Origin of the sequence: Serratia sp. BNK-12 (assembly GCF_047456085.1) — a bacterium.
GTDB classification, from domain to species: Bacteria; Pseudomonadota; Gammaproteobacteria; order Enterobacterales; family Enterobacteriaceae; genus Serratia; species Serratia liquefaciens.
Window position 1 is genome coordinate 1,865,442 of record NZ_CP179896.1, and the last position, 25,957, is coordinate 1,891,398.

General features: G+C 54.8%; 24 protein-coding genes. 13 read left to right on the forward strand and 11 right to left on the reverse strand.

Annotated features, from left to right (window positions below; genetic code table 11):
- Window positions 1-121 precede the first annotated feature (121 nt).
- Window positions 122-1,672 (reverse strand): diguanylate cyclase, encoded by a 1,551-nt coding sequence (locus ACMGG1_RS08495; RefSeq protein WP_414161292.1) that lies wholly within the window; start codon window positions 1,670-1,672, stop codon window positions 122-124.
- Window positions 1,673-1,837: 165 nt separating this feature from the next.
- Here ACMGG1_RS08495 and ACMGG1_RS08500 point away from each other — a divergent pair, with 165 nt between their 5' ends.
- The gene (locus tag ACMGG1_RS08500; protein WP_020827590.1) at window positions 1,838-2,032 is read left to right on the forward strand and encodes a hypothetical protein; all 195 of its coding nucleotides are present in this window, start codon (window positions 1,838-1,840) and stop codon (window positions 2,030-2,032) included.
- A 54-nt stretch (window positions 2,033-2,086) separates the two neighbouring features.
- Here the strand turns inward: ACMGG1_RS08500 and yjdN are convergent, their stop codons facing one another.
- Window positions 2,087-2,503: a VOC family metalloprotein YjdN gene (gene yjdN, locus ACMGG1_RS08505; protein ID WP_115058559.1), complete on the reverse strand. Its 417-nt coding sequence runs from the start codon at window positions 2,501-2,503 to the stop codon at window positions 2,087-2,089.
- 267 nt (window positions 2,504-2,770) lie between these two features.
- Between yjdN and ACMGG1_RS08510 the strand changes: the two genes are divergently transcribed.
- The 4 genes from ACMGG1_RS08510 to ACMGG1_RS08525 all read left to right on the forward strand — a co-directional run bounded on the left by ACMGG1_RS08510 (window position 2,771) and on the right by ACMGG1_RS08525 (window position 5,751).
- On the forward strand, window positions 2,771-3,544 hold the full coding sequence (locus ACMGG1_RS08510; RefSeq protein WP_048760362.1) for an SDR family oxidoreductase: 774 nt from the start codon (window positions 2,771-2,773) through the stop codon (window positions 3,542-3,544).
- Window positions 3,545-3,597: 53 nt separating this feature from the next.
- Window positions 3,598-4,500, forward strand: coding sequence for a LysR family transcriptional regulator (locus ACMGG1_RS08515; protein WP_041414723.1), 903 nt, complete (start codon window positions 3,598-3,600; stop codon window positions 4,498-4,500).
- Between the two features lie 523 nt (window positions 4,501-5,023).
- The gene (locus ACMGG1_RS08520; RefSeq protein ID WP_017893301.1) at window positions 5,024-5,272 is read left to right on the forward strand and encodes a GlsB/YeaQ/YmgE family stress response membrane protein; all 249 of its coding nucleotides are present in this window, start codon (window positions 5,024-5,026) and stop codon (window positions 5,270-5,272) included.
- Window positions 5,273-5,364: 92 nt separating this feature from the next.
- Entirely contained in the window at window positions 5,365-5,751 is a 387-nt protein-coding gene (locus tag ACMGG1_RS08525) for a YidB family protein (RefSeq protein WP_414161293.1), read from the forward strand.
- A gap of 3 nt (window positions 5,752-5,754) precedes the next feature.
- Here the strand turns inward: ACMGG1_RS08525 and ACMGG1_RS08530 are convergent, their stop codons facing one another.
- A complete protein-coding gene (locus tag ACMGG1_RS08530) occupies window positions 5,755-6,687 on the reverse strand; it encodes a LysR family transcriptional regulator (protein ID WP_414161294.1) in 933 nt (310 codons plus the stop codon).
- Between the two features lie 113 nt (window positions 6,688-6,800).
- On the opposite strand from ACMGG1_RS08530, the gene ACMGG1_RS08535 reads away from it, so the two are divergent.
- Both ACMGG1_RS08535 and ACMGG1_RS08540 read left to right on the forward strand, forming a co-directional pair.
- The gene (locus ACMGG1_RS08535; RefSeq protein WP_414161295.1) at window positions 6,801-7,853 is read left to right on the forward strand and encodes an SDR family oxidoreductase; all 1,053 of its coding nucleotides are present in this window, start codon (window positions 6,801-6,803) and stop codon (window positions 7,851-7,853) included.
- A 112-nt stretch (window positions 7,854-7,965) separates the two neighbouring features.
- Window positions 7,966-9,045, forward strand: a complete 1,080-nt coding sequence (locus ACMGG1_RS08540; RefSeq protein WP_130016365.1) for an endonuclease/exonuclease/phosphatase family protein — start codon at window positions 7,966-7,968, stop codon at window positions 9,043-9,045.
- Between the two features lie 34 nt (window positions 9,046-9,079).
- Here ACMGG1_RS08540 and ACMGG1_RS08545 read toward each other — a convergent pair whose 3' ends face one another.
- The 3 genes from ACMGG1_RS08545 to ACMGG1_RS08555 all read right to left on the reverse strand — a co-directional run bounded on the left by ACMGG1_RS08545 (window position 9,080) and on the right by ACMGG1_RS08555 (window position 11,337).
- Window positions 9,080-10,087 carry an NAD(P)H-quinone oxidoreductase gene (locus ACMGG1_RS08545; protein ID WP_414161296.1) on the reverse strand — a complete coding sequence of 336 codons (1,008 nt, stop codon included), beginning with the start codon at window positions 10,085-10,087 and terminating at the stop codon, window positions 9,080-9,082.
- A gap of 157 nt (window positions 10,088-10,244) precedes the next feature.
- Window positions 10,245-10,457, reverse strand: coding sequence for a hypothetical protein (locus ACMGG1_RS08550; RefSeq protein WP_041415483.1), 213 nt, complete (start codon window positions 10,455-10,457; stop codon window positions 10,245-10,247).
- A gap of 511 nt (window positions 10,458-10,968) precedes the next feature.
- Window positions 10,969-11,337, reverse strand: coding sequence for a hypothetical protein (locus ACMGG1_RS08555; RefSeq protein WP_122079736.1), 369 nt, complete (start codon window positions 11,335-11,337; stop codon window positions 10,969-10,971).
- Between the two features lie 154 nt (window positions 11,338-11,491).
- Between ACMGG1_RS08555 and ACMGG1_RS08560 the strand changes: the two genes are divergently transcribed.
- The 3 genes from ACMGG1_RS08560 (at window position 11,492) to dsrB (ending at window position 13,401) form a co-directional block, all read left to right on the forward strand.
- On the forward strand, window positions 11,492-12,358 hold the full coding sequence (locus ACMGG1_RS08560; protein WP_128865354.1) for an ion transporter: 867 nt from the start codon (window positions 11,492-11,494) through the stop codon (window positions 12,356-12,358).
- Between the two features lie 284 nt (window positions 12,359-12,642).
- The gene (cspE, locus tag ACMGG1_RS08565) at window positions 12,643-12,855 is read left to right on the forward strand and encodes a transcription antiterminator/RNA stability regulator CspE (RefSeq protein WP_004946278.1); all 213 of its coding nucleotides are present in this window, start codon (window positions 12,643-12,645) and stop codon (window positions 12,853-12,855) included.
- A gap of 342 nt (window positions 12,856-13,197) precedes the next feature.
- Complete coding sequence (dsrB, locus tag ACMGG1_RS08570; protein ID WP_122080645.1) at window positions 13,198-13,401, forward strand: protein DsrB; 204 nt, start codon at window positions 13,198-13,200, stop codon at window positions 13,399-13,401.
- Window positions 13,402-13,633: 232 nt separating this feature from the next.
- Here dsrB and rcsA read toward each other — a convergent pair whose 3' ends face one another.
- Window positions 13,634-14,263, reverse strand: a complete 630-nt coding sequence (gene rcsA / locus ACMGG1_RS08575; RefSeq protein ID WP_122079734.1) for a transcriptional regulator RcsA — start codon at window positions 14,261-14,263, stop codon at window positions 13,634-13,636.
- A 747-nt stretch (window positions 14,264-15,010) separates the two neighbouring features.
- A complete protein-coding gene (locus ACMGG1_RS08580; protein ID WP_128865355.1) occupies window positions 15,011-16,426 on the reverse strand; it encodes a pyridoxal phosphate-dependent decarboxylase family protein in 1,416 nt (471 codons plus the stop codon).
- A gap of 100 nt (window positions 16,427-16,526) precedes the next feature.
- Here ACMGG1_RS08580 and ACMGG1_RS08585 point away from each other — a divergent pair, with 100 nt between their 5' ends.
- Window positions 16,527-17,399 (forward strand): LysR substrate-binding domain-containing protein, encoded by an 873-nt coding sequence (locus ACMGG1_RS08585; RefSeq protein ID WP_116690240.1) that lies wholly within the window; start codon window positions 16,527-16,529, stop codon window positions 17,397-17,399.
- Window positions 17,400-17,401: 2 nt separating this feature from the next.
- Here ACMGG1_RS08585 and ACMGG1_RS08590 read toward each other — a convergent pair whose 3' ends face one another.
- Together ACMGG1_RS08590 and ACMGG1_RS08595 are read right to left on the reverse strand one after the other, a co-directional pair.
- A complete protein-coding gene (locus ACMGG1_RS08590) occupies window positions 17,402-18,787 on the reverse strand; it encodes a CoA transferase (RefSeq protein WP_414161297.1) in 1,386 nt (461 codons plus the stop codon).
- A 63-nt stretch (window positions 18,788-18,850) separates the two neighbouring features.
- A complete protein-coding gene (locus ACMGG1_RS08595; protein WP_414161298.1) occupies window positions 18,851-21,034 on the reverse strand; it encodes a glycoside hydrolase in 2,184 nt (727 codons plus the stop codon).
- Between the two features lie 513 nt (window positions 21,035-21,547).
- On the opposite strand from ACMGG1_RS08595, the gene ACMGG1_RS08600 reads away from it, so the two are divergent.
- Together ACMGG1_RS08600 and mgtA are read left to right on the forward strand one after the other, a co-directional pair.
- The gene (locus ACMGG1_RS08600) at window positions 21,548-22,246 is read left to right on the forward strand and encodes an MgtC family protein (RefSeq protein WP_044552178.1); all 699 of its coding nucleotides are present in this window, start codon (window positions 21,548-21,550) and stop codon (window positions 22,244-22,246) included.
- Between the two features lie 199 nt (window positions 22,247-22,445).
- Window positions 22,446-25,145, forward strand: coding sequence for a magnesium-translocating P-type ATPase (gene mgtA, locus ACMGG1_RS08605; protein ID WP_414161299.1), 2,700 nt, complete (start codon window positions 22,446-22,448; stop codon window positions 25,143-25,145).
- Between the two features lie 36 nt (window positions 25,146-25,181).
- Here the strand turns inward: mgtA and ACMGG1_RS08610 are convergent, their stop codons facing one another.
- Window positions 25,182-25,955: a DUF3307 domain-containing protein gene (locus ACMGG1_RS08610; RefSeq protein ID WP_261139257.1), complete on the reverse strand. Its 774-nt coding sequence runs from the start codon at window positions 25,953-25,955 to the stop codon at window positions 25,182-25,184.
- Between the last annotated feature and the right edge of the window lie 2 nt (window positions 25,956-25,957).

Genomic DNA, 25,957 nt, shown 5'->3' on the forward strand with positions numbered 1-25,957 from the left:
AGCGAAAGTAGATTAACGATTTAAATTAAATTTAGTTTTATGATCAGCGGGTTGATTTTGATTTTCCGAGCGAAAAAAAACAAATTCAGGGGCCGCCTCCGGGGGAAGACGGCCCAATGGGTCAGGCGGGATAAATGCGGTTTTTCCCCTGGGCTTTGGCTTGATACAGGGCGCTGTCGGCCTGATTAATAAAGCCGATTGGCGTGTCGTTATACATATGCGGCACTTTGGCGAAGATGCCAATACTGATGGTGACAATACCGTGAGGGTTGCCCGTATGCGGTATTTTCAGCTCACGCACCGATTCAATCACCCGTTCGGCGAAAATCAGTGCGCCCTGAGTGTCGGTATCCGGCAGAATAATGGCCATTTCCTCACCGCCATAGCGGGCCATAATATCGTTGCTGCGGCACGCCAGCCCTTTCAACGTTTGTCCAATCTGTTGCAGACACTGATCGCCGGCTACGTGACCGTAGATGTCGTTATATTGTTTGAAACAGTCGATATCCAGCATCAGCAACGCCACGCTGCGGTAATTGCGCGAAGCGCGCATCAGTTCGTTCTTCATGGCGATATCAAACTGACGGCGGTTGGCCAGGCCGGTTAACCCGTCCAGCAACGCCAACTCTTCCAACGTTCGGTTGATGGTAGTGAGCTGATCGCGGGTGCGCATCAGTTCAGCTTCGGTGCGTACGCTGTGGTTAATCTGGCGCATCAGTACCAGACCCATCGCCAGTAAAATGATTAACAGCGTCGCGCCACCCAGGGCAAACACGCCGGTATCATTACGCCAGTCGGACAGCGCATCTTCCTTCGACAGTCCGGCAGCTATCACCAGCGGATAGCGATTAACCCGCGAATAACCGTAGATCCGTTCCACCTTGTCGTACCGCGAAGTGATGGTGGCATTGCCGAACTCAGAGTGGGGTAGAATTTCGCGGAACAACACGCCTTCCGAAATATTTTTGCCAATCGCGGCAATGGAGTAGGGGCGGCGGGAGAGAATGGTGCCGTCCGCCAACAGCAGGTTGAGCGAGGCGTCACTGTTCAGTGCGAAGGTGTCGTAAAATTGGCGGAAATAATCGACATACAGCGTGGCCAGCACCACCCCATTAAAGCTGCCGTCCGGGTTGTTGATCCGACGTGAGACCGGAATGATCAAATCACCGGTAGAGCGGCTGCGTACCACTTTGCCGATAAATATCGCGTTGCTGTTGTGGCTCAGGTGGAATTTGAAATACTCACGATCGGCATTGTTGGCATTTTGTATGAACCGGCCCGATGAGGTGACGATCCAATTCCCCTGAGCATCGTAAACAAACAGGCCATGCAACTGGGGCAGGTTGCCAACCTGCGTTTGCATCACTTTCTGTAGTCGCAGCTGTTGCGGTTGGCCCAGGCCGTCGGTCTGAATGCGTTCGGTCAGATCGGACAGCGTAGTGTCGGTCTGCATAAAGGTGTCATCGGCATGCTGTGCCAGAGAGCGGGCCAGGTTGGCCGATTCATTTTCGGCACTTTGCAAGTCGCGCTGGTGCGCATTCCAAATCTGCCAGCCGTTAAACAGAATCAGCGTGACGGCAACGATGACGACAAATACGCCGGCCTGAAAAAGTAACGGGGAATTTTTACCGTTGCGTGGCCGTTCGGCATCCTGCGGTTGCTGCTGTGTCATGTCACCCTTGTTATAAAGTCTTTAAATCGTGTTAAGAACAATCTTACATCTTATTCGTTAATCACGCCGACCACTACTCCCTTAACATCAAAAATGCATGAGCCACTCAAGCGGAGTGTTACAATTCGCCGCAAAACCGGCATAGAAAATACAGGGTTCACGCATATGTCTGACTACATCATTATTACTTTGCTGACGCTGGTGGTTTATTACCCGCTGACCTTGGGTGTGCTGGCGCTAATGATGATTTTTGCCTGGCGGCAGCGTAAATCGCCCTATTGGCGTTTGGGACTGGTGCTGTTGACGGTGCTGTTTGTGCTGTTCGCGATGGCGGCTTATGACTGGTATCACTACCGTTGACCTTGGCACCAGGGTATCCGCTGTCGGTGGCGGACACCCTGGAGGGATGACGGGTTATTCAACGTTAATCATCCAATTGACCCCGAACTGGTCGGTCAGCATGCCAAAACCCTTGGCCCAGAAGGTGGCCTGGTATGGCATGGTGACCTGACCGCCCTGCGCCAGCTTCTCGAATAATGCTCGGCCTTGTTCCACGTCGCTCGGATCCAGCGACAGGGCAAATCCTTTATGCGAAGCTTCGCCGCCGTCCTGCGGACACCCATCGGAGGCCATCAGCGCCGTTTCGCCAATCAGTAAACGGGCATGCATGATGGACTCTGGATTGACGTCCTGAGGACTGCCTTGCTTGGCCTCCTCGGGCATATCTTTGTAGCGCATAATCATTTCGATTCTGGCGCCCAGTTGCTGCTGGTAGAAGTTGATCGCCTGTTCACAGTTACCGTTAAAAAAAAGATAGGGTTGAATCAACATGACATTGACCTCTGTTGTGGCCCGTCAGGCGTTTTGCATCCCACGGGCGAGGGAAAATAGTTTCTGGTTGTGACTATTGCTGCCGGGAACTTACAAGTGTAGTGCGATTTACGCCGAATGCCCGGCGGGCGATCACGCTGTGGAAATTAACGGCCTGATCGTTGCTATTGACCGAAAAAGCGGGATGGTTCATCCCAATTTGGACAGATTATCTGAGCGGTCACAGTTTCTATACTCGTTGCAACCTTCACTAACGGAGTCACTGTAATGAGCAAGCAATCTTTGAATGGAAAAGTGGTGTTGATCGCCGGCGGCGCCAAGAACCTGGGTGGCCTGGTGGCGCGTGATTTGGCCGCCAACGGCGCGGCGGCCGTGGTGGTGCACTACAACAGCGACGCCACTCGTGCTGCCGCGGAGGAAACGTTGCAGGCGGTTAAGGCGGCAGGTGCCGAGGCGATTGCGGTGCAGGGCGATCTCACCCAGCCGGCTAACGTGGCGCTGCTGTTTGAGGAGGCCGTCAAGGCGTTTGGCAAGGTGGACATTGCCATCAATACCGCCGGTCTGGTGATTAAAAAACCGATTGCCGAAGTGACCGAAGCCGATTATGACAGTAGTTTTGACATCAATGCCAAAGCGGCATTTTTCTTTATCCAGCAGGCCGGTAAACATTTGGCCGATAACGGCCGAATTGTGACCATTGTCAGCTCGCTGTTGGCGGCCTATACGCCATTTTATGCGGTCTATCCGGGCAGCAAGGCGCCGGTGGAGCACTTTACCCGCGCGGCTTCCAAGGAGTTTGGCGAACGCGGCATCAGCGTGAACGCCATTGGTCCGGGACCAATGGATACGCCGTTCTTCTATGGCCAGGAAAGCAAGGAGGCGGTGGCGTACCACAGCAGTGCCGCCGCGCTGAGCAAGTTCTCGAAAACCGGTCTGACCGATATCGAGGACATTGCGCCGATCGTTAAATTTTTGGTCACTGACGGCTGGTGGATCACCGGGCAGACGCTGTTCGCCAACGGTGGCTATACTACCCGTTAACCTTAATTCTGCTGCGGCCCGGGCCGCAGCCTGTTAATCAGGACGCACAACCGGTGGATAAAATAGGGAGATTACGGGTTTTTATCCAGGTTGCTGAGGTGGGCAGTTTCATCCGCGCTTCGCAAATCCTGTTGATGCCAAAAACCACGGTTTCGGCGGCGATACAACAACTGGAACACGAAATGGGTGCCCGCCTGTTTCACCGCACCACTCGCCGGGTGCAATTGACCAGCGACGGTGAGCTGTTGCTCGAAAAAGCGCGCAGCCTGTTGTTCGACGTTCAAACACTGGAAGGCCTGTTTCATCGGCAAAACGGCCCGATCGACGGTCGTTTGACGGTCGATGTGCCCAGTCGTATAGCCCGGCGAATGATAGTGCCTGCGCTGCCGGACTTTTTTGTGCAGTACCCCGACATTCAACTGTTTCTCAGCGCCAGCGACCGTTCGATCGATTTGATCCAGGAAGGGATCGACTGCGTGGTGCGCGTCGGCAGTCTCAGCGACAGTAGCCTGGTCAGCCAGCCGCTGGGGCGATTAAGCATGATCAACTGCGCCAGCCCGGACTATTTGCAACGTTATGGCACGCCGGAGCATCCCGAGCAGTTGGCGGGGCATTGGGGTGTAGGCTACGCGCAGCCGACTTTGGCCGGGGCTGATACCTGGGTTTGGCAACGGGGCGATCAGCACATGGAAAAAATCTTGCGTAGCCGGGTCACGGTAAACAATGCGGAAAATTATATTGGGTGCTGTCTGGCAGGGTTGGGGATGATTCAGATACCGCGCTTTGATGTTCAGCACTACCTGGAGGACGGGAGCTTATGTGAGGTTTTGCCGCAGGCCCGGCCACCGGCAATGGGCATTGCCTTGCTTTATCCTCACCGCCGCCAACGTTCGGCGCGTTTAACCGCCTTTGCCGAGTGGTTCAGCCACCTTATCAAGCCCTTTTGCGAAAATTGAGGCCCGGTAGCCAATGGGATTTTTATCCAAACGGCTCGCTATTTGTCATTATTTTTCAACTGATTAAATTTGCAGACAAAACAAGACACATTTAAAACCACTCGAAAAGTGACAAAGCGCGTGTAACATCACTGGAACAACAAGGCGGCAGAACCGTCCCAGGCGGCGGCCAGCGCATAGATTGCAGCCAGTATCAGCAGAAACGGTGTGTTGGTCATGGTCTGTCCCCTGCAGCAATATTCACCTGTTGTTATAGCGCGGAGTAATGACAGTTTGATGAATGCGGTTGATTTTTGCACAGCTAAATTCAGACACACGGAAATGGGTAAACTGCTGATATTTGTCTATAGTAACAGTGTGAATATGCGTGTTTATCAAGATTCACCCTGCATCGCGCTGCCGTTAACGGTCAGCACAGGGCAACAGGATTGTGGTTGTGAAAGTATCGTCAGGGTTGGATCAGGCGCCGACGCGGGCCTGAAAACAGAGTTTCTTTGGGCAAAAAGTAATAGGGAGAGTAAAAATGGGCATCATTTCCTGGATCATTTTTGGGTTAATCGCCGGTATCTTGGCTAAATGGATTATGCCGGGCAAAGACGGCGGCGGCTTTATCGTAACCGTTATTCTGGGGATCATCGGTGCGGTTGTCGGCGGCTATATCAGTACCTTCTTCGGTATGGGCCGTGTTGATGGCTTCAACCTGGGCAGCTTTGTTGTCGCGGTCATCGGTGCCCTGGTGGTGCTTTTTGTCTACAGAAAGATCAGAAATTAATCAGTTGCTGATCAACAGGGTCGCTGCGGCGGCCCTTTTTCGTTAAATCACTGCGGTCGAGCGGCAGAGCCGACGATCGGAAGGGGAATACCATGGGTCTGTTTGATAGCGTATTGGGCAACATTCTGGGCGGTGCCAACGGTAAGGGCATTGATTACGTCGCCATTATGCAATGGGTTGAGCAGCAGGGTGGCCTGCAGGCGATTCTGGACAAGTTCCGCCAGGGTCAATTCGGCGATGTGGTCGGCTCGTGGCTGGGCAACGGTGAAAACCAGCAGATTAGCGGCGATCACGTGCAGCAAGCGCTTGGCAGCGATGCCATCAACCAACTGGCGGAAAAGCTGGGGATCGATCCGGCTCAGGCTTCAGCCACCATTGCACAGTTCCTGCCAACGGTCGCTGACGCGGCCTCGCCAAATGGCGAAGTGCAGTCGAACAGCGACGAACTGGGTGACATGGTCGGTAAACTGTTCAAATAATCTTTATGCCCCTGGCACCTTGTCGGGGGCTTTGTTCACCCTAATTCCCTCAATACTCCCCAACGCCGCCAGCAAATAATCTACCCAGGCCCGGACTTTACCGGGAATAAACCGCGCTGCGGGGTAAACCGCATGCAGCGCCATCGGCGGATAATGCCAGGCCGTTAACACCGGTACCAGGCTGCCGTTGGCCAGTTGCCGACCAATCAGCGGGCGCTGTGCTCCGCCAATACCCAATCCTGATTCGATGGCCGCCAGCAGCGAAAACGTATTGTTGGCGCGAAAGACCGGGCGCAGGTTCACTATCTCGGCACCCTGAGGGCCAAGTAAGGTCAGCGCATCGCCGTCGCTCAAGCCGCTATAGCGGATATGTGGATGTCTCGCCAGCTCTGCGGGAGTTTGCGGCTCGCCCTGCGCTGCCAGATAGGCCGGGGAAGCCACTAAAATACGCTGTAATTCCCCCAGCCGGCGCGCCACCGTGCCCGGCGTATTTATTTCGCCAAAGCGGATCGCCACGTCGATACCTTCACCGATCACGTCAGCCCGGCGATCGTCGAGCAACAGTTCGATATTCAATTCCGGATGCTGTTGCTGAAAAGCTATCGCCAGCGGCGTCAGGTGCTGTTGACCGAAGCCCGTCGGGGCATGGATGCGCAAGGGGCCCTGCAGGCGCAGCTGCATGCCGTGCAGCGCTTCCTCTGCTTCATTCACCGCCGCCAGAATCGGTTTGATTTGTCGATAATAGCCGCCGCCAGCGTCGGTCAGCGTGACGGAGCGGGTGCTGCGAAACAGCAACTGCACGCCCAGTTGTTGTTCCAGACCGGTAATCTGCTGGCTGACCGCCGGCTGCGTCAGGCCCAAGTCGCGGGCCGCTGCCGAGAGGCTGCCCAGTTCCGCGACCCGCATGAAAGTCTTCATGGCGTTCAGCTTGTCCATCAGCGCTCCAGTTATAGATTTTACTTATAAGTGTTAGTAACACTACGCCTCTACCGCAAGCTTTGCTAATCACTCACAGTGAGGGCCTCAAACAAAAGCGAGCGGGGTGACCTATGCAAAATGAAAAACTGGCGTTGGTAGTCGGGGCTAACGGCGTGATTGGCGGCAAGCTGATTGAAGAACTGGAACGGCAAGGTTGGCAGGTGGTTGGCCTGTCACGACGCGGGGGCGTCGACCGGCCGCAAGTGCGCTATGTGGCGGTCGATCTGTTGGATGCTCAGGCGACGCGCAATGCCTTGCGCCCGCTAACCGAGGTCAGCCATATTTTCTATGCTGCCTACCAGGATGCGCCGGACTGGGCGGGGTTGGTTGCACCGAATCTGGCGATGTTGGCCAATGTGGTGGAGGCGCTGGAGCCGATAGCGCAAGGGTTGGAGCACATCAGCCTGATGCAGGGCTATAAAGTTTATGGCGCTCATCTGGGGCCATTCAAGACGCCGGCGCGGGAAAGCGATGCCGGGCACATGCCGCCGGAGTTTAATCTTGAGCAGCAGAGCTATCTTGAACGGCGTCAGCAGGGCAAAAATTGGCGCTGGAGCGCGATCCGGCCCAGCGTGGTGGGGGGCTTCTCGCTCGGCAATCCGATGAATCTGGCCCTGACTATCGCGGTCTATGCCTCCATCAGCAAGTCTCTGGGGTTGCCGCTGCGATTCCCCGGCAAGCCGGGGGCCTATCACAGCCTGCTGGAAATGACCGATGCGGGTCTGCTGGCGCGCGCCACGCTATGGGCTGCGACGGAACCGGCGGCGGCCAATCAGGCGTTTAATATCAACAATGGCGATCTGTTTCGCTGGAGTGAGATGTGGCCGAAAATTGCCGGCTACTTTGGTCTGGAAGTGGCGCCGCCGCTGCCTATGCCGCTGACGTCGGTGATGGCAGACAAAAGCGAGTTGTGGCAGGCGCTGGCGCAGCAGCATGGCCTGGCCGAAGCGGATTATCGCGCGGTGGCGAGCTGGCGCTTCGCCGACTTTGTTTTCTCGTGGGATTACGACATGTTTGCCGACGGCAGCAAGGCGCGACGCTTTGGCTTTCATCAGTTTGTCGACACCGAAGCGATGCTGTTCGCACTGTTTGACGAATTCCGTCGTCGCAAGATTATTCCTTAAGCTCGCTGGCGGGGGATAGGTTTTTTATGGCAATCTTTGGCTGCCGCCAGATACGGCAGCCAAGAGGCCGTCACCCCGACAGGCCCAGGCCGATGAGAATGAGGAAATAAACGTGACAGGGATTACCGCCATACTGACGCTTTTGCTGGCGCTGGTGACCATTGCGCCGCTTTCAAAGCATGCAGCCTGGTGGATTCGGGTGTGGGATTTTCCCCGCCTGCAGATACTGGCGCTTTCGCTACTGGTGTTGTTGCTGAATCTGCTGTTTGTGCCGCTGTCGCCTTGGGTGTGGGGCATGATGGCGCTGAACCTGGCCTGTGTGGTTTACCAGGCGGCCTGGATTTACCCTTACACCCGGCTGAGCAAACCGCAGGTGCTGGACTTTACCGGCTATCAAAAAAAGCCGCGTATCCGCATTCTGGTGTCCAATGTGTTAACACCCAATCGCCAGGCGGATAAGCTGCTGGCGTTGGTGGCGACCGAGCGTCCGGACGTGCTGGTGGCGGTCGAAACCGACCGCTGGTGGGAACAGCAGCTCTCGGTACTGGAGCAGGATTATCCGTACACGTTGAAATGCCCGCTGGATAATCTGTATGGCATGCACGTTTATTCGCGGTTGAAACTCAGCGATGCGCAGATCCAATATCTGGTGGATGATCAGATCCCGTCGATGCACATGATGGTGCATTTGCCGCATGGGCCGCAGGTGCGCCTGCACTGCGTTCACCCGATGCCGCCGAGCCCTACCGAAAACGAGGAATCGGAAGACCGCGATGCCGAACTGGTGATGGTCGGGAAAAGTGCGGCCAAATCGGAGTTTCCGGTGATTGTGACCGGCGATCTGAATGACGTGGCTTGGTCGACCACCACCCGGTTGTTCCTTAAAGTCAGCGGTTTGTTGGATCCGCGCCGCGGTCGGGGCATGTTCAGCACCTTTCATGCCGGTTATCCGTTCCTGCGATGGCCATTGGATCACGTGTTTCACAGCGATGACTTCGTGCTCGGATCGCTGCGTCGGTTGACCAGCGTCGGTTCAGATCACTTCCCGATTATGGTGGAGTTGGTGTATTCGCCGCAGCAGGGGGCGCAGCAGGAAAGCCTGGAGAAAGACAGTGAAGATGAAGCGCTGGCGCAGGAAAAGTTAGACAGTACCGACTCAACGCCTGGAGACGTGCATACGCCAGGCAGATGAAACAGGCCCCGCAGCCTAGGCTGCGGGGCACAGATTAGAGGGTCAGCATGATCTTGCCGATGTGCTGGCTCGACTCCATCAACGCATGGGCTTCGGCTGCTTGTTCCAGCGGGTAGGTTTTGAAGATCTGCGGTTTTAACGCACCGCGATCCATCAATGGCCAAACCTTTTGCAGCAAATCGGCGGCAATACCCGCTTTGTCTTCAACGCTTCGCGAACGCAGCGTGGAACCGGTGTGGGTCAGACGTTTGAGCAGCAGCGGCATCAGGTTCAACTCCTTCACCACGCCATTCTGGGTGCCAATTTGCACAATGCGGCCATCCATCGCTGCCGCCTGGTAGTTTTTCGCCAGGTAGTCGCCGGCGATCAAATCGACAATCACGTCAGCCCCTTTGCCGTTAGTTGCATGCCGGGTCTGCTCGACAAAATCCTCGTCGCGATAGTTGATCGACACATCGGCCCCCAAGGCCAGGCTGGCCTGACGCTTCTCTTCCGAGCCAACGGTGGTAATCACATGAGCACAGAAAGCTTTCGCCAGCAGGGTGGCGACGGTACCAATGCCGGAAGTGCCGCCGTGGATCAAAACGGTTTCGCCAGCTTTCAGGTTGCCGCGCTGGAACACATTGACCCACACGGTAAAGAAGGTTTCCGGGATGGCTGCTGCCTCGACCAGGCTAAATCCTTTGGGGACCGGCAGCGCATTGCTTTCATGCACCTTGCAGTATTCGGCATAGCCGCCACCGGCAATCAGGGCGCAGACGCTATCGCCAACGGCATAATTTTGCACACCAACGCCGGTGGCGACCACCACGCCAGCGATCTCCAGGCCCGGGATATCCGATGCGCCGGGAGGCGGTGCGTATTGGCCGCGGCGTTGCAACACGTCAGGGCGGTTAACCCCGGCGGCGGCGACCTTCACCAGGATCTCCCCTTGTTGCAGGGACGGCAGCGGCCGCTGTGCGACAACCAAAACTTCCGGTTCGCCGGGCTGGCTGATCTCAATGGCTTTCATGGTGCTGGGCAGTTGCGGGTTCGCAGACATGACGATTCTCCTCGGTTGGCATTCAGGCGCAGTGACCTATCTAGGTAACCAGCTGCAGTAATTGATGATTTATCTTACTGAAATGCTAAGGAGAGAGTGTAGCTCACAGGGCGATTTTTTCGGGGGAAGGGGGCGCCGCCGCAAGGGCGGCATAACATCAATCATTTGGCGGGATGCGAAAACCTTTTAGCGAGACGATAAAGTGTTCTTTACCTTTGGAAATCTTGGCACCTCTATCACACCACAGGCTGGCGAGCTGGAAAAAATCATCGCTGTCGATGTCATAGGCCAGTTCGATTTTTTTCGCCGTACCGTAGCGGATCAGCTTTTCGGCTTCCTGGTGGTTTGTTGCTTTAATCATGGTGGTCATAACGAAATCCTTGGTGTTGAGCCAGTGCGGATAATCGCCGACCATGATATGGCTATATTGTGACAATTTTGTGATAAAAAAATGACAGAGCGCAGTTGTGTGGCCTGAGGCACAGCGTCGATGCCGTACCCCGACCACTTTTGCGTCAACGATCGTGCGGACGCAGCAAAGTACTTTTCTTCTGTGATTTAAAGTGTTTATACAGTGCGAAACCTGCGATGCCGGCTAACACTGCCAGCAAAGATAAATATTCAGTCGCCATCTGGCCAACCTCCGATAAAGCGTGGCTTGAGAGCGGCTATTTGTGACAGCTATCACGTTATGCCGCAATGAGACCATTCTGTAAGGGCGGAACGGACTGGTATTCAGACATAAAAAAAGCGCCTATAGGGAGGCGCATAAAAAATTGCAACACAGCTTGTTGTGTCCAGCACCAGGAGGAGTGGTGAACAGGTGGCCATTATATAAAGTGCGCGTTTGCGCAGATATAGGGATAACTCTTAAAGCGTGGTTACCATTGATAACCCATGTTCACGCTGTACTCGGGATCCTGATTGGTGGAATAGGGATCAGACTGGCGACGGCGGTCGGTTTTTTTCACCGGGCTGTTCAGCGATGAATACGGTTTGGTGCGCTTCTGGCTACACCCGGGGTGATCGCATTCCAGATCGACCCGAAAACCGGTTTTCTCTTCTGTTTCTGACCACACCACGGGCGCCTTGGCGGTTTTTTCCGCGGGGCCGAGCGCGGCTTTGGGCGCGGGCGCGGGTTTGATGCTGGGCTCAGGTGCCTTGTAGGAAAGATCCAGCGCCTGGGCTGGGGCGCTCAATATTAACAGCGTGGTGCAGCAAAATGCTGCCAGCGTATGCCCTCTAAGCATGGTCAATCTCCCTTTATAGTTACGCTGCGCAACTATAAAACAGTCAGACGAGAATTACTATCATTTGTGACCTCTGAGGGGCCGGTGCCAGAGTTGGCGGCGTTCAGGTTCAGGTCTAGTATATGAGCAACTTCCCGTTATAAGACATTGGACTATGACCACTGACACTGCGGCGCTCAGTTTACGCCAGCGCAGCTATCGGCTGCTGTTCGACAACCATTCGCGCATCGGCCGCAGGATGGAAACCTTTTGGGTCGCTACCGCGTTGCTGAGCGTGATTTTGTTGTTCCTCGAACCAGGGGGCAGTGCCCTTTACGCGCCCGGTCGGCAGGCCATTTATCTGTTCTTTTGGGCGGAGGTGGTATTTACCTTCATTTTTACTCTCGAGTATCTGTTACGCCTGTGGAGTACGCCGCGTGAGCAGCACTATGCCCTGAGCTTTTTCGGCATGGTCGATTTGTTGACGGTACTGCCGCTGTACATCATCTGGTTGTTCCCGCATATGACGGTGGAATTTGTGATGCTGCTGCGTGTCCTGAGGATATTGCGGGTATTGCGGGTATTGAAACTGCTGCGTTACATGAGCGAAATGGGCATGATTTGGCGCAGCATCAAGCTGGCGCGCCATAAGCTGGCAATGTTTTTTGGCTTTGTCGCCGTGGTGTTGTGCGTGTTTGGCGGTTTGATGTATGCGATAGAGGGCGGTAGCGGCGGGTTTACCAGCCTGGCGGCGTCTATCTATTGGGCAGTCGTCACGCTGACCACCGTAGGCTACGGCGATATCGTCCCCCATACTCCGCTGGGCCGATTATTGACCTCCGTCCTGATTCTGGTGGGCTATTCAATCATCGCGGTGCCGACCGGGATTCTCACGGCTTACATGTCGCAAGAACTGCAGCGCAGTCGTGAAAGGCGAAATTGTGAACAATGTCAACGAGGTGGCCATGAGACAGAGGCGATATTTTGCAAATATTGCGGCAGCCGATTACCCCCATTATCGGGTAAGCAGAGCCAGAAGTGACCAAAAAACAAGCGAAATGGGTTAAATCCTGTGCATTTGGCCCCGTTTCCACAGAGGGGCAAACAAAAAGAGTTGCTATTAAAGTCCCATCGTGAGTTAATGCTTCTCGGCCTGTGGTACAGACCTATTTATGCACGACATTTTGAGTAAAGTAGTTCAAATTTAAAGCGTTATCCTAGATAGCACTTCACTGACGAATTTCCTTTCTAGTGCCTCCATAAGTAACTGATGACCGGCTATATCTTGCCCATGGTGGCTTACATTTAATATTGAAGGAATTAGACATGTCTAACATGATCAAAGGTCAAGTGAAGTGGTTCAACGAGTCTAAAGGTTTTGGTTTCATCACTCCAGCAGACGGCAGCAAAGACGTGTTCGTACACTTCTCTGCTATCCAGGATCAAGGCTTCAAGACCCTGGCTGAAGGCCAGAACGTACAGTTCTCTATCGAGAACGGTGCTAAAGGTCCGTCAGCGGCTAACGTTACCGCTATCTAATCGGCTCTTCTGCTGATTAACAAAAACCCGCCAAGGCGGGTTTTTTTGTGCCTGTAATTTGGCGCAGGCAAAAAAAAGCCCGCAAGTCTGCGGGCAAAAGTTCCTTGTTACTTCTTCATTTGCTGATACTTCTCTGGGGGGAAGCACCAGGAAACAGACTAACCGTTGTGCGCTTAAGATTCTGCGGACAAAACGTTAAGAAAGTGAAAAGCTGAGGGACTGGTGGACTGCTACGCTTTAGTGAGAACCGTACAGGCGAGTGGCGAATTCCCTGTCGGCGCAGTATTTTTCTCACCGCATTTTGTAATACACTGACATCAATGATAAATGATGGGGTACGGCATGAAAGTGAACGATCTGGTCACCGTAAAGACGGATGGCATACAGCGGCGTGAAGGGGTGATCCTGGCGGTAGAAGAGTTTAATGAAGGGATTATGTACCTTGTCTCTTTGCCGGACTATCCTGCCGGTGTCTGGTTCTTCAACGAGATTGACAGCCGTGATGGGACCTTTGTTGAGCTTAGGCAGACGGAAACCAGGTCATAGTCTGATACCGAGCCAATACTTCTCTGGCGCATTAATTTAATCTGCAAAACTTCCGTGAGGGAATTATTCCGGAGGGGGAAGAATACTCGGTCTTTTAATGCGGGAATACCCGTCGCGGCCGAGAGTATCGTCGCGAACAGGTATTTAGGTTATTTAAATGCGTGGTATCCAGCAGGGCACGCTGAAAGACATTTAAAACCAACGTTTGCAGAGTAAGCAACAAACCTTTTACCTAGCGGCTATTGACGAATATTCCACTGGTTAAGGTGTCGGTTAAACGAACAACATGGTAAATAATCTGCTTGTTGTGCGTTTTAATTTTTCTTTTGATATTTCCCTTATGGGAAGAGACGGTTTTGGCCTTAATTTGCATCTGGTCGGAGATCTGGATAGTGCCCTGGCCTGACATCCACATGCGCAACATGTTTGACTCAGTTTGGCTAAGGGTAACCGGAGTCTGGTCAAACGAGGTTTTCTCGGTACGAGGCGCTTTTTTCTCCAGATAGTGACTAAGTAGTTGATTCATAGTCTCTGGTTTGATGGATTTTGACGAGATGATGACATTTTTACGAACATATAAATAATCGTCGAAATGTACGTTGGTGATGGCCATAAAGATGAAGAATAAGGTGTCAGGGTGCAGTGAAATCACCCCCTTTATACGTTCCGTCGCGTTAGCTTCGTGTATAAAGCAGTCTTCATTTATAAATACCAGGCTGGGTTTCAACTTGCTGCATTTTTCATGCAGGTCGTCGATATCATTGATGGCATTAATCTGGCGTTTTTTTACTCCGTGTGTTGTCAGGTAGTCTGTCAAACCTAATCTGGTATAGCTGCATGAATCCATAATGATCGTTGGCATATCTCACCCCCACTTAAATCCGTTTTACCGCGGTAACAAAAAGAAAAAGCCTGAAGCCTTAAAGGCAAATAAAAAGCACAAAAAATTCACGTAGAAGCAGTGTTCTATCAATAAACACGGCTGTACTCAACGATATTTTATTACTAAACTAATTAACACTGTGAATCTATAAGTTTAGCTTAAGTCAGAATAATCTGCTGGCGCAGGAATTGCTGTGAGGTAACGCCAATTTGGGCTTGAACCGCGTGCCTGCTGGTCTTTTTGTCATTGATTCAACCCATCATGTCACGAAACGAAATATTAGATTGCTAGGAAAATTCTTAAAAAAAATTCATGTGTTGTTTTTTTAACATTTTTTAGCCTATTTATTGAGCTTTAGAAATACACTCTGATTTGTATGATTTTATTTTTAATAATATTATCATAATGTTATCTGTTATTCTCTTGTTTTTGATAATGATAATTCTTCCATTTTTTATCACTTGCGATAATCAATAATCACATAGAGTTAACATTAACGCGTTTTTTTGTTAAGAAAAGTGACGATATAACAAGAGGTTGGTGTGATTATTCGTGCTATTTCAACCAATGTGAAAAATGTCAGTGAGTGATTAATTGGTTTTACTGAACTATTTTCTTTCGCAACAGGGCTGTAAATTATCAATTATTGATAAAGGTTTACGGCCGCATGGTGACGACCGTAATAATAGAGCGACCCACGCAGGAAACACCCTTGATTTTTCCCTATCAGCAAGGTTCTGGCAAACAATAACGCATCGATTCCAAGGCTAAATGAATATCGCTTTCCTGCGTCATCCAATTGACCAGGGCAGCGCGTATCCCTGGTTGTCCATGGTAGTAGGTAGGAGTACAGCGTACGATGCCATGCCGATCGAGGCGGGCGATAAAACGGTCGCGTGCTGCAACGGCATCGCCTTTATTGTCTTTCAGGGCAAAGCACACCACGTTTAAATTGACCGGCGCCAGCAGATGAAAGCCTTCGCTGGCCGCCAGCTCTGTGCCCAAAAGCTGCGCCAATTGGACATTTCGCTCCACCATATCCCGCATGCCGCTGTGGCCATAGGCTTTCAGCGCCATCCATAAAGGGAGTGCCCGGAAGCGCCGCGAGTTTTCAGGGGTCAGATGCAGATAGTTGTCCGGCCGTAACGTGGGGGCTTCCAGATAGGCCGAATGGTTTTGGAACACCTGCATCTGCAAGGCCAGATGACGGCTGAATTGAATGGCGCTGTCATAAGGGACGTTCAGCCACTTGTGAGCATCAACGGTGATGGAATCCGCCTGCTGCCAGCCAGCCAGGCGCGCTGCATAGCGCGGTGAACAGGCCGCCACGCCGCCAAAGGCCGCATCGACATGTAGCCAGAATGGATAACGTTCCCGCAGCGCCAATAACTGCTGCAGGTCGTCGAAGGCCACGGTATTCACCGTGCCGGCACTGGCCAGGACGAGAGTAGGTATGCCGACGCTGCTAGCCAGATGCCGTTCCAGCGCCGCCGGATCTATAGCTTCGGAGCCGGGAAGACAGTCGATAATTTTCAGCGCATCACGACCGATCCCCAGCATGCTGAGCGCTTTCACGCTGCTGGCATGCGGATTCGCCGACAGCACCTGTACGGGGCCCAGGGCCGCAACCCCCTGTTCGGCGACGTCAATACCGCGTTGCTGGCCGAGCCATTGGCGACCGATGGCGATACCGACAAAGTTCGCCATGGTCGCCCCGCTGACAAAACTGCCATTGAAGGTTTCCGGCAGCCCCAGCAAGGTTTTTAGCTGGTCTACCGTCGCCAATTCAATCGCTGCGGCAACGGTATCCTGGCTCAATTGACTATTTTGGTCGATAGCGCTAACCAACCAATCCGCCGCCAGTGCCGCCGGGGTTGCTCCACCGGTCACAAAGCCAAAGTAACGTGGCCCGGCGCTGGCGGAGATCCCCTCGGCATAACGCTGCCAGAAGTGGTCCAGTGCCGCGATCGCGCCCTTGCCACCTTCGGCCAGTTGGTCATCACCCGGCTGAAGTTGCTGTGCATCCAAGGGCGGGCAAACCGGGCGCTGTTTTATGCCGCCCAGAAACGTTTCGGCCAACTGACGGGTGTGATCGAGGATCTGTGGAAACTGGTCAAGGTCTTGCTGCAAACGTGGGTGCATCGATAACTCCGGACGTAAGGGGGAATAGTGACACCCTAAACCCTTTACTTTGGCGCGAAAATCGATGAAAAATACCCTTTTTGGATAGCAGGGCTAACCAATGTTCGATGAGCGTATTCCTTTACACTTTCTGCCGACCTTTGTAATTGCCGCCCGGCTAGAGAACCTGCGCGCGACCGCCCAGCAGGTGCACCTTACCCACGGTGCCGTCAGTCAGCAGATCCAGCAGCTTGAACAGGCGATGGGCTGTCCGTTGTTTGAACGGCAGGGGCGGGGGCTGCGTCTGAACGCTGCCGGGCGCGAGCTGTTGGCGGTGGCCGAACCAACGCTGGAAGCATTGCAACAGGGGATTGGCCGGGTCAGGCGCGTTGCGCAAAGTCAGGCTCTGCGTATCAGCGTCTTGCCTTCTTTCGCTCATTACTGGCTAATGCCGCGGTTGTCGTCTTTTCACGCGGCCTGCGCCGATATTACGTTGGATATCGATGCCTCGCTGGCGGTGCAGGATCTGACGCGCAAAGGTTTTGATGCGGCTATTCGTCTTGGCAATGGGCAATGGGCGGATATGCAGGCGCAACTTATTGCCAGGGGAGAGGTGGTGCCGGTCGCAACCCCTGCGTTGGCGCGCCAATGGCAGGCGGCCTTCGACGATGGTACGCCAGGCATGCCGCTGCTGGAGCATGATGTTACGCCATGGCGCAGTTGGTTTTTGGTGCATCAGCAGAGGGAGTATGGCAGGCCTCTGGCGTCGTTCAATGACGCTGGCTTGTTGATCCGCGCGGCCGAACAGGGATTTGGTATCGCGCTGGTGAAAAGACTTTTGGTGAGCGATGCGCTGACCGAGGGCCGACTGGTGGCGTTGGCTGCGGCTCGGCAACTTGAACCGGTTGATTTTTATCTGGTCTGGCCGCAAAACTCCGGGTTGACGCCGGCGGTTGAAGCCTTGTTACATTGGTTGCAGCGTCAATTGGCCTGAGTTCAGCGTCGTAGCCAGACCGGTTGCGAGCGGCCGAGCGGGGTGGCCGGCAGTACCCAAAGTAGCGCGGTGCCATTGAGCCATAACGCGGGGTTAAGACGTTGCGCCGGGCCCCAGCAGGTCAGTTCGGTTTCCGGGTTTTCATCTGCATCGACCGGCGGCGCCAGTGGTTTTCCCGGATGTTGTGGCGGGTACGGATGACGCAACAGCAGCTCTGCCGTTCGGGCCAGCGACAGCCGGGCGCTGTAGCCGGTGCCATTTTGCAGACGTTGGCGGATGCCCTGCAGCACCGCCGTGGCCATCAGGTAACCGGTGGCGTGGTCCAGCGCCTGTACCGGCAAGGGTTCGGGGTGAGGGGCGCCTTTCCACGTCATGCCTGCCTCTGCCAGACCACAACTCATCTGTACCAGACTGTCGAAACCGCGCCGCCCGCGCCACGGGCCGCTCCAACCATAGGCATTCAGGCAAACGTCGATCAATCCCGGAGATAAAGCCTGTCGTTGTTCCGCGCCATAACCCAGCTTTTCCAAGGCTCCGGCGCGATATCCGTGCACGATAACATCGGCGTTTTTCAGCAGATGTTCAAAGGTATGGCGATCGTGGGCGTTGGTCAGGTTCAATCGTGCACTGCGTTTGCCGAGCATCACCTCATGCTCAACAGCGGGTTCGTCCCAGCCGTAGGGATCGATACGCAATACGTCCGCCCCTAAACCGGCGAGAAAACGGGTGGCTACCGGGCCGGCGATAATCCGCGTCAGATCCAGCACCCGTACGCCGTGCAGCGGCCTGGCGTTGGGTAGCGTCCAGACTGGCGTCGCAGCTTCCTGAAGTTGCGTCTGATGGATCAGCGGTTCCAGGGCAACGCTTTTACCCTGGGTATGCTGCCGCCACGCTTCGACAGAAAGCATTTGCGCCGCGCAGCCACCGGCCTCTATCACCGCCTGCTCCAGCTCGTTTTTTTTCCATGCCAGCACCGTTTGCGACAACCCATTTTTATCCTGATGCGGACCGAGCACTTGCTCTACGGCTTTACGGTGATGCGGTGCATTGGTATGCAGGCGGATCCAACCGTCGCTGGTGGCATAATCGCCCGCCAACGCGTCCCAGGCCGCAGGCAATGACCAACCTAGCGGGCGTAGCGTCCAGCCGAACCATAAGGACGCCAACCGTCGATCGACAAACACCTGCGGTGCTGCGCTGCGATTCTGTTGCAGCAGTCTGGCGCCGGCCAGCCCGGCGCCGGCCCAGCAGGCGGTCGCCAATTCGCTGACCGGGAATGCGCTGCTCAGCACACCTTCACCGCTGACCGTCACCGACCCCGTCGAAAAGGCGTCGTGACCAAAGCTTTGCCCGATCTCTGCGAGCAGCGTTTGAGTAAGGCTATCCATTATCAACTCCAGCGGTGACGGTCAGGGGACTGAACCTAGCGTAGTTCACCCCGACCGGTGTTGCTATGGCGTAACGTTCAGGGTGCGACCGTCCGCCAGTTTGGCACGCAGACTCTGAGCGGCTATGCCGTCGAACGGCTGCTCGCCAAAATTGGCGGTCAGCGTGGTGCCGTCGCTGAAGGTGGTTTGCTGGACCCACCCGGCTTTATCCAACCAGCGGAAATCGATCAGCGCTTTATCCCAAAGGGCCTGATGCAGCGGACGGAAAGCGGCGTCGGCCTGTTTGATCTGCGGCAGGCGCGCCTGCAGCGTGGCACGGCTGAGATGGAACATCGGCGCGGTATTGTAGAGCTGGCTCAGCAGGCTGCGAGTAGTTTTGACATCGCTGAATTTCAGGTTGTCGTAGTTCCAGTGGTGGCTGCTGATCACCGCGTCGTGGAACACCGCCTGATACATGGGCAGGCGATAGCGCGGATCGAATTCCACCGTGCGGTAGGGTTCCTTCACCTTGGCCGGGCTGAAGAAGAAGGCCGGTTGGGCATTGGGCCACCAGGCACCCAGGTAATAAGGGGAGGACTTATCGTGATTCATCTGCTTATCGCCCCAGCCAAATCCCCAGGTTTCCATACCGTGGGCAAACATGATGTGGCGTGCGGTCACCGCATTGCCATCTTCGGAGCCGAGCGGCAGGCGAAGGGTGTTGCTGAACCAGGCCAGCCGCGCATTGCGAGCCTGCGCCATTTGCTCGGCACCGGTCGGGTGGTTGGGCTGATAATCGTCAGAGACCATCCCGGTGCCGTCAACGTCAAGGAACAGACTGTTCAGCCCGGCCAGTCGCACCAGTTCGGTCATCCGCTGTTGAGAGTAAGGCAGTACGCAGCCTGGATTCAGGTAGTAGCCTTGTTTGCCGAAGCCGGGTTTCTTACTGCCGTCGGCACGCACGATGGCGCACTTTTCTCGCAGGGACGTCGGCAGTTGGGCGGTTAACCAGCTGTCATTGACCCCACGTGGAATGGCGGTGTCGTAAGAATCGTAGCTGGCGATCAGGTATCCCGCTTTTTTGGCGCTTTCTACCGCATGCGGGTGCAGAAACTCGGCGGTCCAGTTGTCGGTACCCAACCACAGCCGAGGCAGGCCGGCGTGCTGCAGCGACTCGACCAGGGGGCTAGCCAGCCCCTGTCCCCAGCTCTCCGGCGCAGTCAGATAGGGCCCGAGTTGCCGTTGCGCCAATGCCCGGATATCCGCGGCCTGTTGGCGTTGCGCCGATAAGAAGTCGGCGTCATCCGGCGTCGCCTTGAGCGGCGTCAGTGTCACCAGCGCCTGATTAAGGGCATCAATCAGCGCTTGCTGTTGCCAGCCCTGCGGCGTTTTTCCCGCCAGCGTGCGCGCGGTTTTTTGGCTATCGGCATCCATTTTCCGCCACAGAAGCTCGCCCTTGGAGGTGATAAGCCAGGCCAACAGACCCGGCCAATCTTTCACGTCGTTCGCCGCCAGCAGTTTGTCGCCCCACAGATAAATGTGCGTAGCGCCAATCAGCTTTTCGCCTTCCGGCGCGATGCGGATTTTATCTCGCAGGCTGCTGAGCTGACCGCTTTGTTGCAGGTATTCACGGTAACGGCGCGCGCCGGACAGCGGCGAGTCTCCCACGTGCAGCAGCACCTCGAAAGCCTGCTGCTGATTAAAGCGGTTGAACTCATGACTACTGCGCATGGCGAGTCCCTTTCCTGCGCTGGCGAAGGTTACCTGGTTGCTGAATGGGGTTAGCAGCAACCAACTGTAGACCTTGCCTTGCTGTTGCTGGCTCCAAAGCGGCAGTTTCAGATCCCAGTTGGTATCCAGCGGCGTCATTTCCTTGACCAGATAATTCCGCCAGACGGGATTGCCCAGCGGGATGCGGCTCCCTTCGCCAATCGGCAGCAGCAGGGTCGTTGCCGGCGACGGCAGCCTGAACCAGTTCAGGGTTTGTGCCCGCTTGCTGCTGAAACTCAAACGCAGATCGCCACCCTCCAATCTGGCGGTAACCTGCATGGCGCTGTTGGGCCATTGCCAGCTTGCCTGCGTCGATGTGCTTTGCAGTTCAGTCACGGTTTGCCCAGCCAGTGCCTGGTTAACCTGGTTTTTTCCCGCAACGATTTGCAGCGTGGCAGGATCGATATCGAAACGCGTTTCGCCCTGTTGCAAGAGCAGGGCCTGAGCGGGAAAACCGGCAAGCAGGGCGAGGCTGATGGAAAGGCGAAGCAGGTTCATTGAATGCGTGTCCTTGAGGATGATTGTCCTGTTGAAGCTCAAGCTTATCGGTAATTAGCCAATTGCCCAATGCCAATAAGTTATAATCGTGTGACTCATCAAATATTGGGGTTATTGAGTTTAATTTCCGTTTAATAAATTCGCCTTTACATCGTCACTCTGCGTCACTATACTCAGCCAAAATTTCAAAGAGGAAACACAATTGGACAGTTTTAGTTGCAGTGATATAAATAAGGCAAGCTGACCAATCCTCTTCTGATTAGTTGCTTGCCGAAAACGGCGGGCAGCACCCCTCTCTGGTTATTCCGAGCTGTGCAAACCCGAATCTGACTGTTGTTCCTGAGGCCAAATGGCATCGGGTGAATTGATTTGGACGTAATTATGGTTATTTGCAGCCACAGCCTATTCCCTCCTGGCACTTATACGCTCAATCGCTGATTTATTATCGGCGCGATTTCGCGTGTGCTAAAAAGCACATGATTTTATCTCCTGTGGTTATTTAAGGGGAAAGTCATGGCTATGACTCCTTTTGTTTTAAATTTATTACTGGCGATGAGCCTGGGTGCCGTTATTGGCGCAGAACGGCAATGGCGCCAGCGTATGGCCGGCCTGCGTACCAATGCACTGGTGGCGACCGGGGCGGCGGTATTTATCCTCAGCTCCATGTCTACCGACCCTTCCAGCGCCGGCCGGGTTGCGGCACAAATTGTCTCTGGCATCGGCTTTTTGGGGGCCGGGGTGATCATGCGTGAAGGCCTGAATATCCGCGGCCTTAATACGGCGGCCACGCTCTGGTGCTCAGCCGCAATAGGCGTGCTGTGCGGCCTGGGGCAGTATTGGAACGCGGTGCTGGCGACGCTGGTGATCCTGTGCGCCAATATTCTGCTGCGCGAAGCGGCGCAGCGCATCAATCTGCAGCCGCAACAACAGGCGACCGATCTGGAGGTGTGCTACCGCATACAGGTCACCTGCGGCGAGCAGGACGAAATACTGGTACGCACCCTGATATTACAGGCGCTAAATGGCGTGGCATTAAGATTACAATCATTGCGCAGTGCCGATATTGCTATTCCCGGCCAGCTGGAGGTTTGCGCGGAAATAACCGCTAACCCTTCGGTGCAAAAAGAGATTGAGGGTATTGTCTGTCGCGTCAGTCTGGAAAAAAGCGTCAGTGCTGTACGTTGGCGTATCGCTTCTGAATTGCCTGTCTAATAAGTCATTAATGTTTCACTGTACTCAGTGATAAGGAGGCGTCATGGACGGTGACCCCGAAAGCTTAATTATTCAGCGTGCACGACGCGGCAATAGTTCGCGTTAATCACGCCAATTAAATAAATTCCATTCTGTGCTTATTCACCTGTTAATCAGGCGGGGTATCCCTGTGCGCAGAGTAAGATAAGAGAATTGCATTATGACCTATATTAATGAAACCGTACGTCGCCGGGATAAAAAATCGACGCCATACGCCATCGCACAAGAGGCGAAAAACAGCGTTGACCAGACGCTGGCAAATTTAAAATGCAACCGTAATGGATTAACCCAGGAGGATGTTGATGAACGCCTGACGCAGTTTGGTATTAATCAGGTAGCTCATGAGAAGGCTCCGCACGCGTTGGTGCAGTTGTTCAGCGCCTTTAATAACCCGTTTATCTATGTACTGATGGTGCTGGCTGCGATCAGTTTCTTTACCGATTACTGGCTGCCTGCCCGGCGCGGTGAAGAAACCGATCTCACCGGTGTCATCATCATTCTGGTGATGGTGTCACTCAGCGGGCTACTGCGCTTCTGGCAGGAATACCGCACCAACAAGGCGGCGGAGACGCTGAAGTCGATGGTGCGAACCACCGCAACGGTAATGCGCCGCAGCAGCTACAGCGCACATCCGCTGACGCTGGAGGTCCCGATCCGCGAACTGGTGCCGGGCGATATTATTCAGCTCTCTGCCGGGGATATGGTTCCGGCGGACGTTCGCCTGCTGGCGTCGCGCGATCTGTTTATCAGCCAGGCCATTCTGACCGGCGAGGCGATCCCGATTGAGAAATACGACGTTATGGGCAACGTCAGCCAAAAATCGAGTGAGGACGAAGTCTCCAGCGAACATGCGCTGTTGGAGCTGTCGAACATCTGCCTGATGGGCACCAACGTCGCCAGTGGTACCGCCACGGCGGTGGTGGTGGCAACCGGTGGACGCACCTATTTCGGGTCGCTGGCGAAGTCGATTGTCGGCACCCGTTCGCAAACCGCGTTTGATCGCGGGGTTAACAGCGTCAGTTGGCTGCTGATCCGCTTTATGTTGGTGATGGTGCCCATTGTGTTGCTGATCAACGGGTTCACCAAAGGCGACTGGAGCGAAGCCGCGCTGTTTGCCCTGGCGGTGGCGGTTGGGTTGACGCCAGAAATGCTGCCGATGATCGTCAGTTCCAACCTGGCGAAGGGCGCTATCGCCATGTCGCGACGCAAAGTGGTGGTCAAGCGTTTGAACGCCATTCAGAACTTTGGCGCGATGGACGTGTTGTGCACCGACAAAACCGGCACCCTGACGCAGGATCGCATCATCCTTGAGCACCATCTGGACGCCAGCGGGACCAAAGACAATGAGGTGCTGCACCTGGCCTGGTTGAACAGCTTCCACCAGAGCGGAATGAAAAACCTGATGGACCAGGCGGTGATCCGTTTTGGTCGCGGCAAGCCGGGCATCGAGGCGTTGGGCCGCTACGGCAAGGTCGATGAGCTGCCCTTTGATTTTATACGCCGCCGTTTATCGATCGTGGTGGCGGATGAAAATGGTCAACAACGCCTGATTTGCAAAGGGGCGGTAGAGGAAATGCTCGAAATTGCCACCCATGTGCGCGACGGGCAGCAGATTTTACCGCTGGATCAGGCTCGGCGTGAGGCGTTGCAGGCGCTTGCCGCTCAATATAACGAAGAGGGATTCCGCGTGCTGGTACTGGCAACGCGAGATCTGGGCGAACAGAAAAATGCTCTGCCGCTGAGTATTATCGATGAACGCGATATGGTGATCCAGGGCGTTCTGACCTTCCTCGATCCACCGAAGGAGAGCGCACAGGAAGCGATCGCCGCCCTGCAGGAAAACGGCGTAGCGATTAAGGTTTTGACCGGTGATAACCCGGTGATCACCTGCAAAATCTGCCGCGATGTTGGCCTGGAGCCGGGTGAACCGCTTTCCGGTCCGCAAATTGAACAGATGGACGACGCCACGCTGGCGCAAGAAGTGGAACAGCGCACGGTCTTCACCAAACTGACGCCGCTGCAGAAGTCGCGAGTGTTGAAAATGCTGCAGGCGAATGGCCATACCGTCGGGTTCCTCGGCGACGGCATTAACGATGCGCCGGCGCTGCGCGATGCCGACGTGGGCATCTCGGTCGACACCGGTACGGACATCGCCAAAGAGTCGGCAGACATCATTTTGCTGGAAAAAAATCTGATGGTGCTGGAAGAGGGGGTGATCAAGGGACGGGAGACTTTCGGCAATATCATCAAGTACCTGAACATGACCGCCAGCTCCAACTTCGGCAACGTGTTTTCGGTGCTGGTGGCCAGCGCCTTTATTCCGTTCTTGCCGATGCTGGCGATCCACCTGCTGATCCAGAACCTGATGTACGATATCTCTCAGCTGTCGCTGCCGTGGGACAAGATGGACAAAGAGTTCCTGCGCAAGCCGCGCAAGTGGGATGCGAAAAACATTGGCCGCTTTATGCTGTGGATTGGGCCAACGTCGTCCATCTTTGATATCACTACCTATGCGCTGATGTGGTTTGTTTTCGCCGCCAACAGCGTAGAGCATCAGGCGTTGTTCCAGTCCGGCTGGTTTATTGAAGGCTTGCTGTCGCAAACCCTGGTGGTGCATATGCTGCGCACCCAGAAGATCCCGTTTATTCAGAGCACCGCCGCGCTGCCGGTGTTGCTGACCACGGCGCTGGTGATGGGGCTGGGTATCTACCTGCCGTTCTCGCCGCTGGGCGCACTGGTCGGGTTGCAGCCGCTGCCGTGGGAATACTTCCCGTGGCTGGCAGGTACCTTGGTGAGCTACTGCGTGGTGGCGCAGTTGATGAAGCGTTTCTATATTCGCCGCTTCGGTGAGTGGTTGTAATAAGTGCCGGCTGTAGGGGCGAAATATTATCCGCCTCTACAGCATTTTTTTCACCAGCAGACCCAGCATGATGGTCAGGGTAAAGGAAAACAGCGTACCCAGTAGCACATACTCGGTACGCATTTTGTCATCGCTCTGGCGCAAATCGCCAAAGCGAAAGATTGACTTGGCCGCCAGCAAAAAACCGACCGCCGGGATTTGGCCGATCAGCACAAAGGTCAGGATCAGCGTTCTTTCCAGATAGCCAATTTGCTTGCCCGCACGTAATAACGAGTCGTTATCGGCTTTGGCTGAAGGAGGCATCTGCGGTGCCCAGTGAGCCAAAAGCTGGCCGATAAGCACGCCCATCGGCATGTAAATCACCAAATACGTCACCACAACCAGCCCAGCCTGCCAACCGGCAATGGCCGCTCCCAGCGCGCTAAGCAGGCCATGGGCATTGGGCGTCAGCGACAGCCACAGCAGTGCAATCACCGTAAGATGCAGGCCTTGATCGAGCAGAAAACCGCCCGCTTGACTGATGCGCGTCAATAACGTGACCTTCAACAGGTCAATCAGCCAGTGGCTGATGGCGATAACCAGCAGGGCGGTCAGCACCTGGCCGGAAGAGAGTCCGCCATGCAGCAACGCAAAACCGGCCACCACCCAGGCGGCCAGCACGCCGTGCAGTAAGGCATGCAGCAACAGGAAACGAGAACGTGCGCGGTGACGAGCCTTATCCTCGACCCAACTGCGCGGCTGCAGCGGGAAGTCGGCAAGCAGGTGAACCACCAGCAACCAGGTCAGCAACGGCGCGTAGCTCAAATCCATAT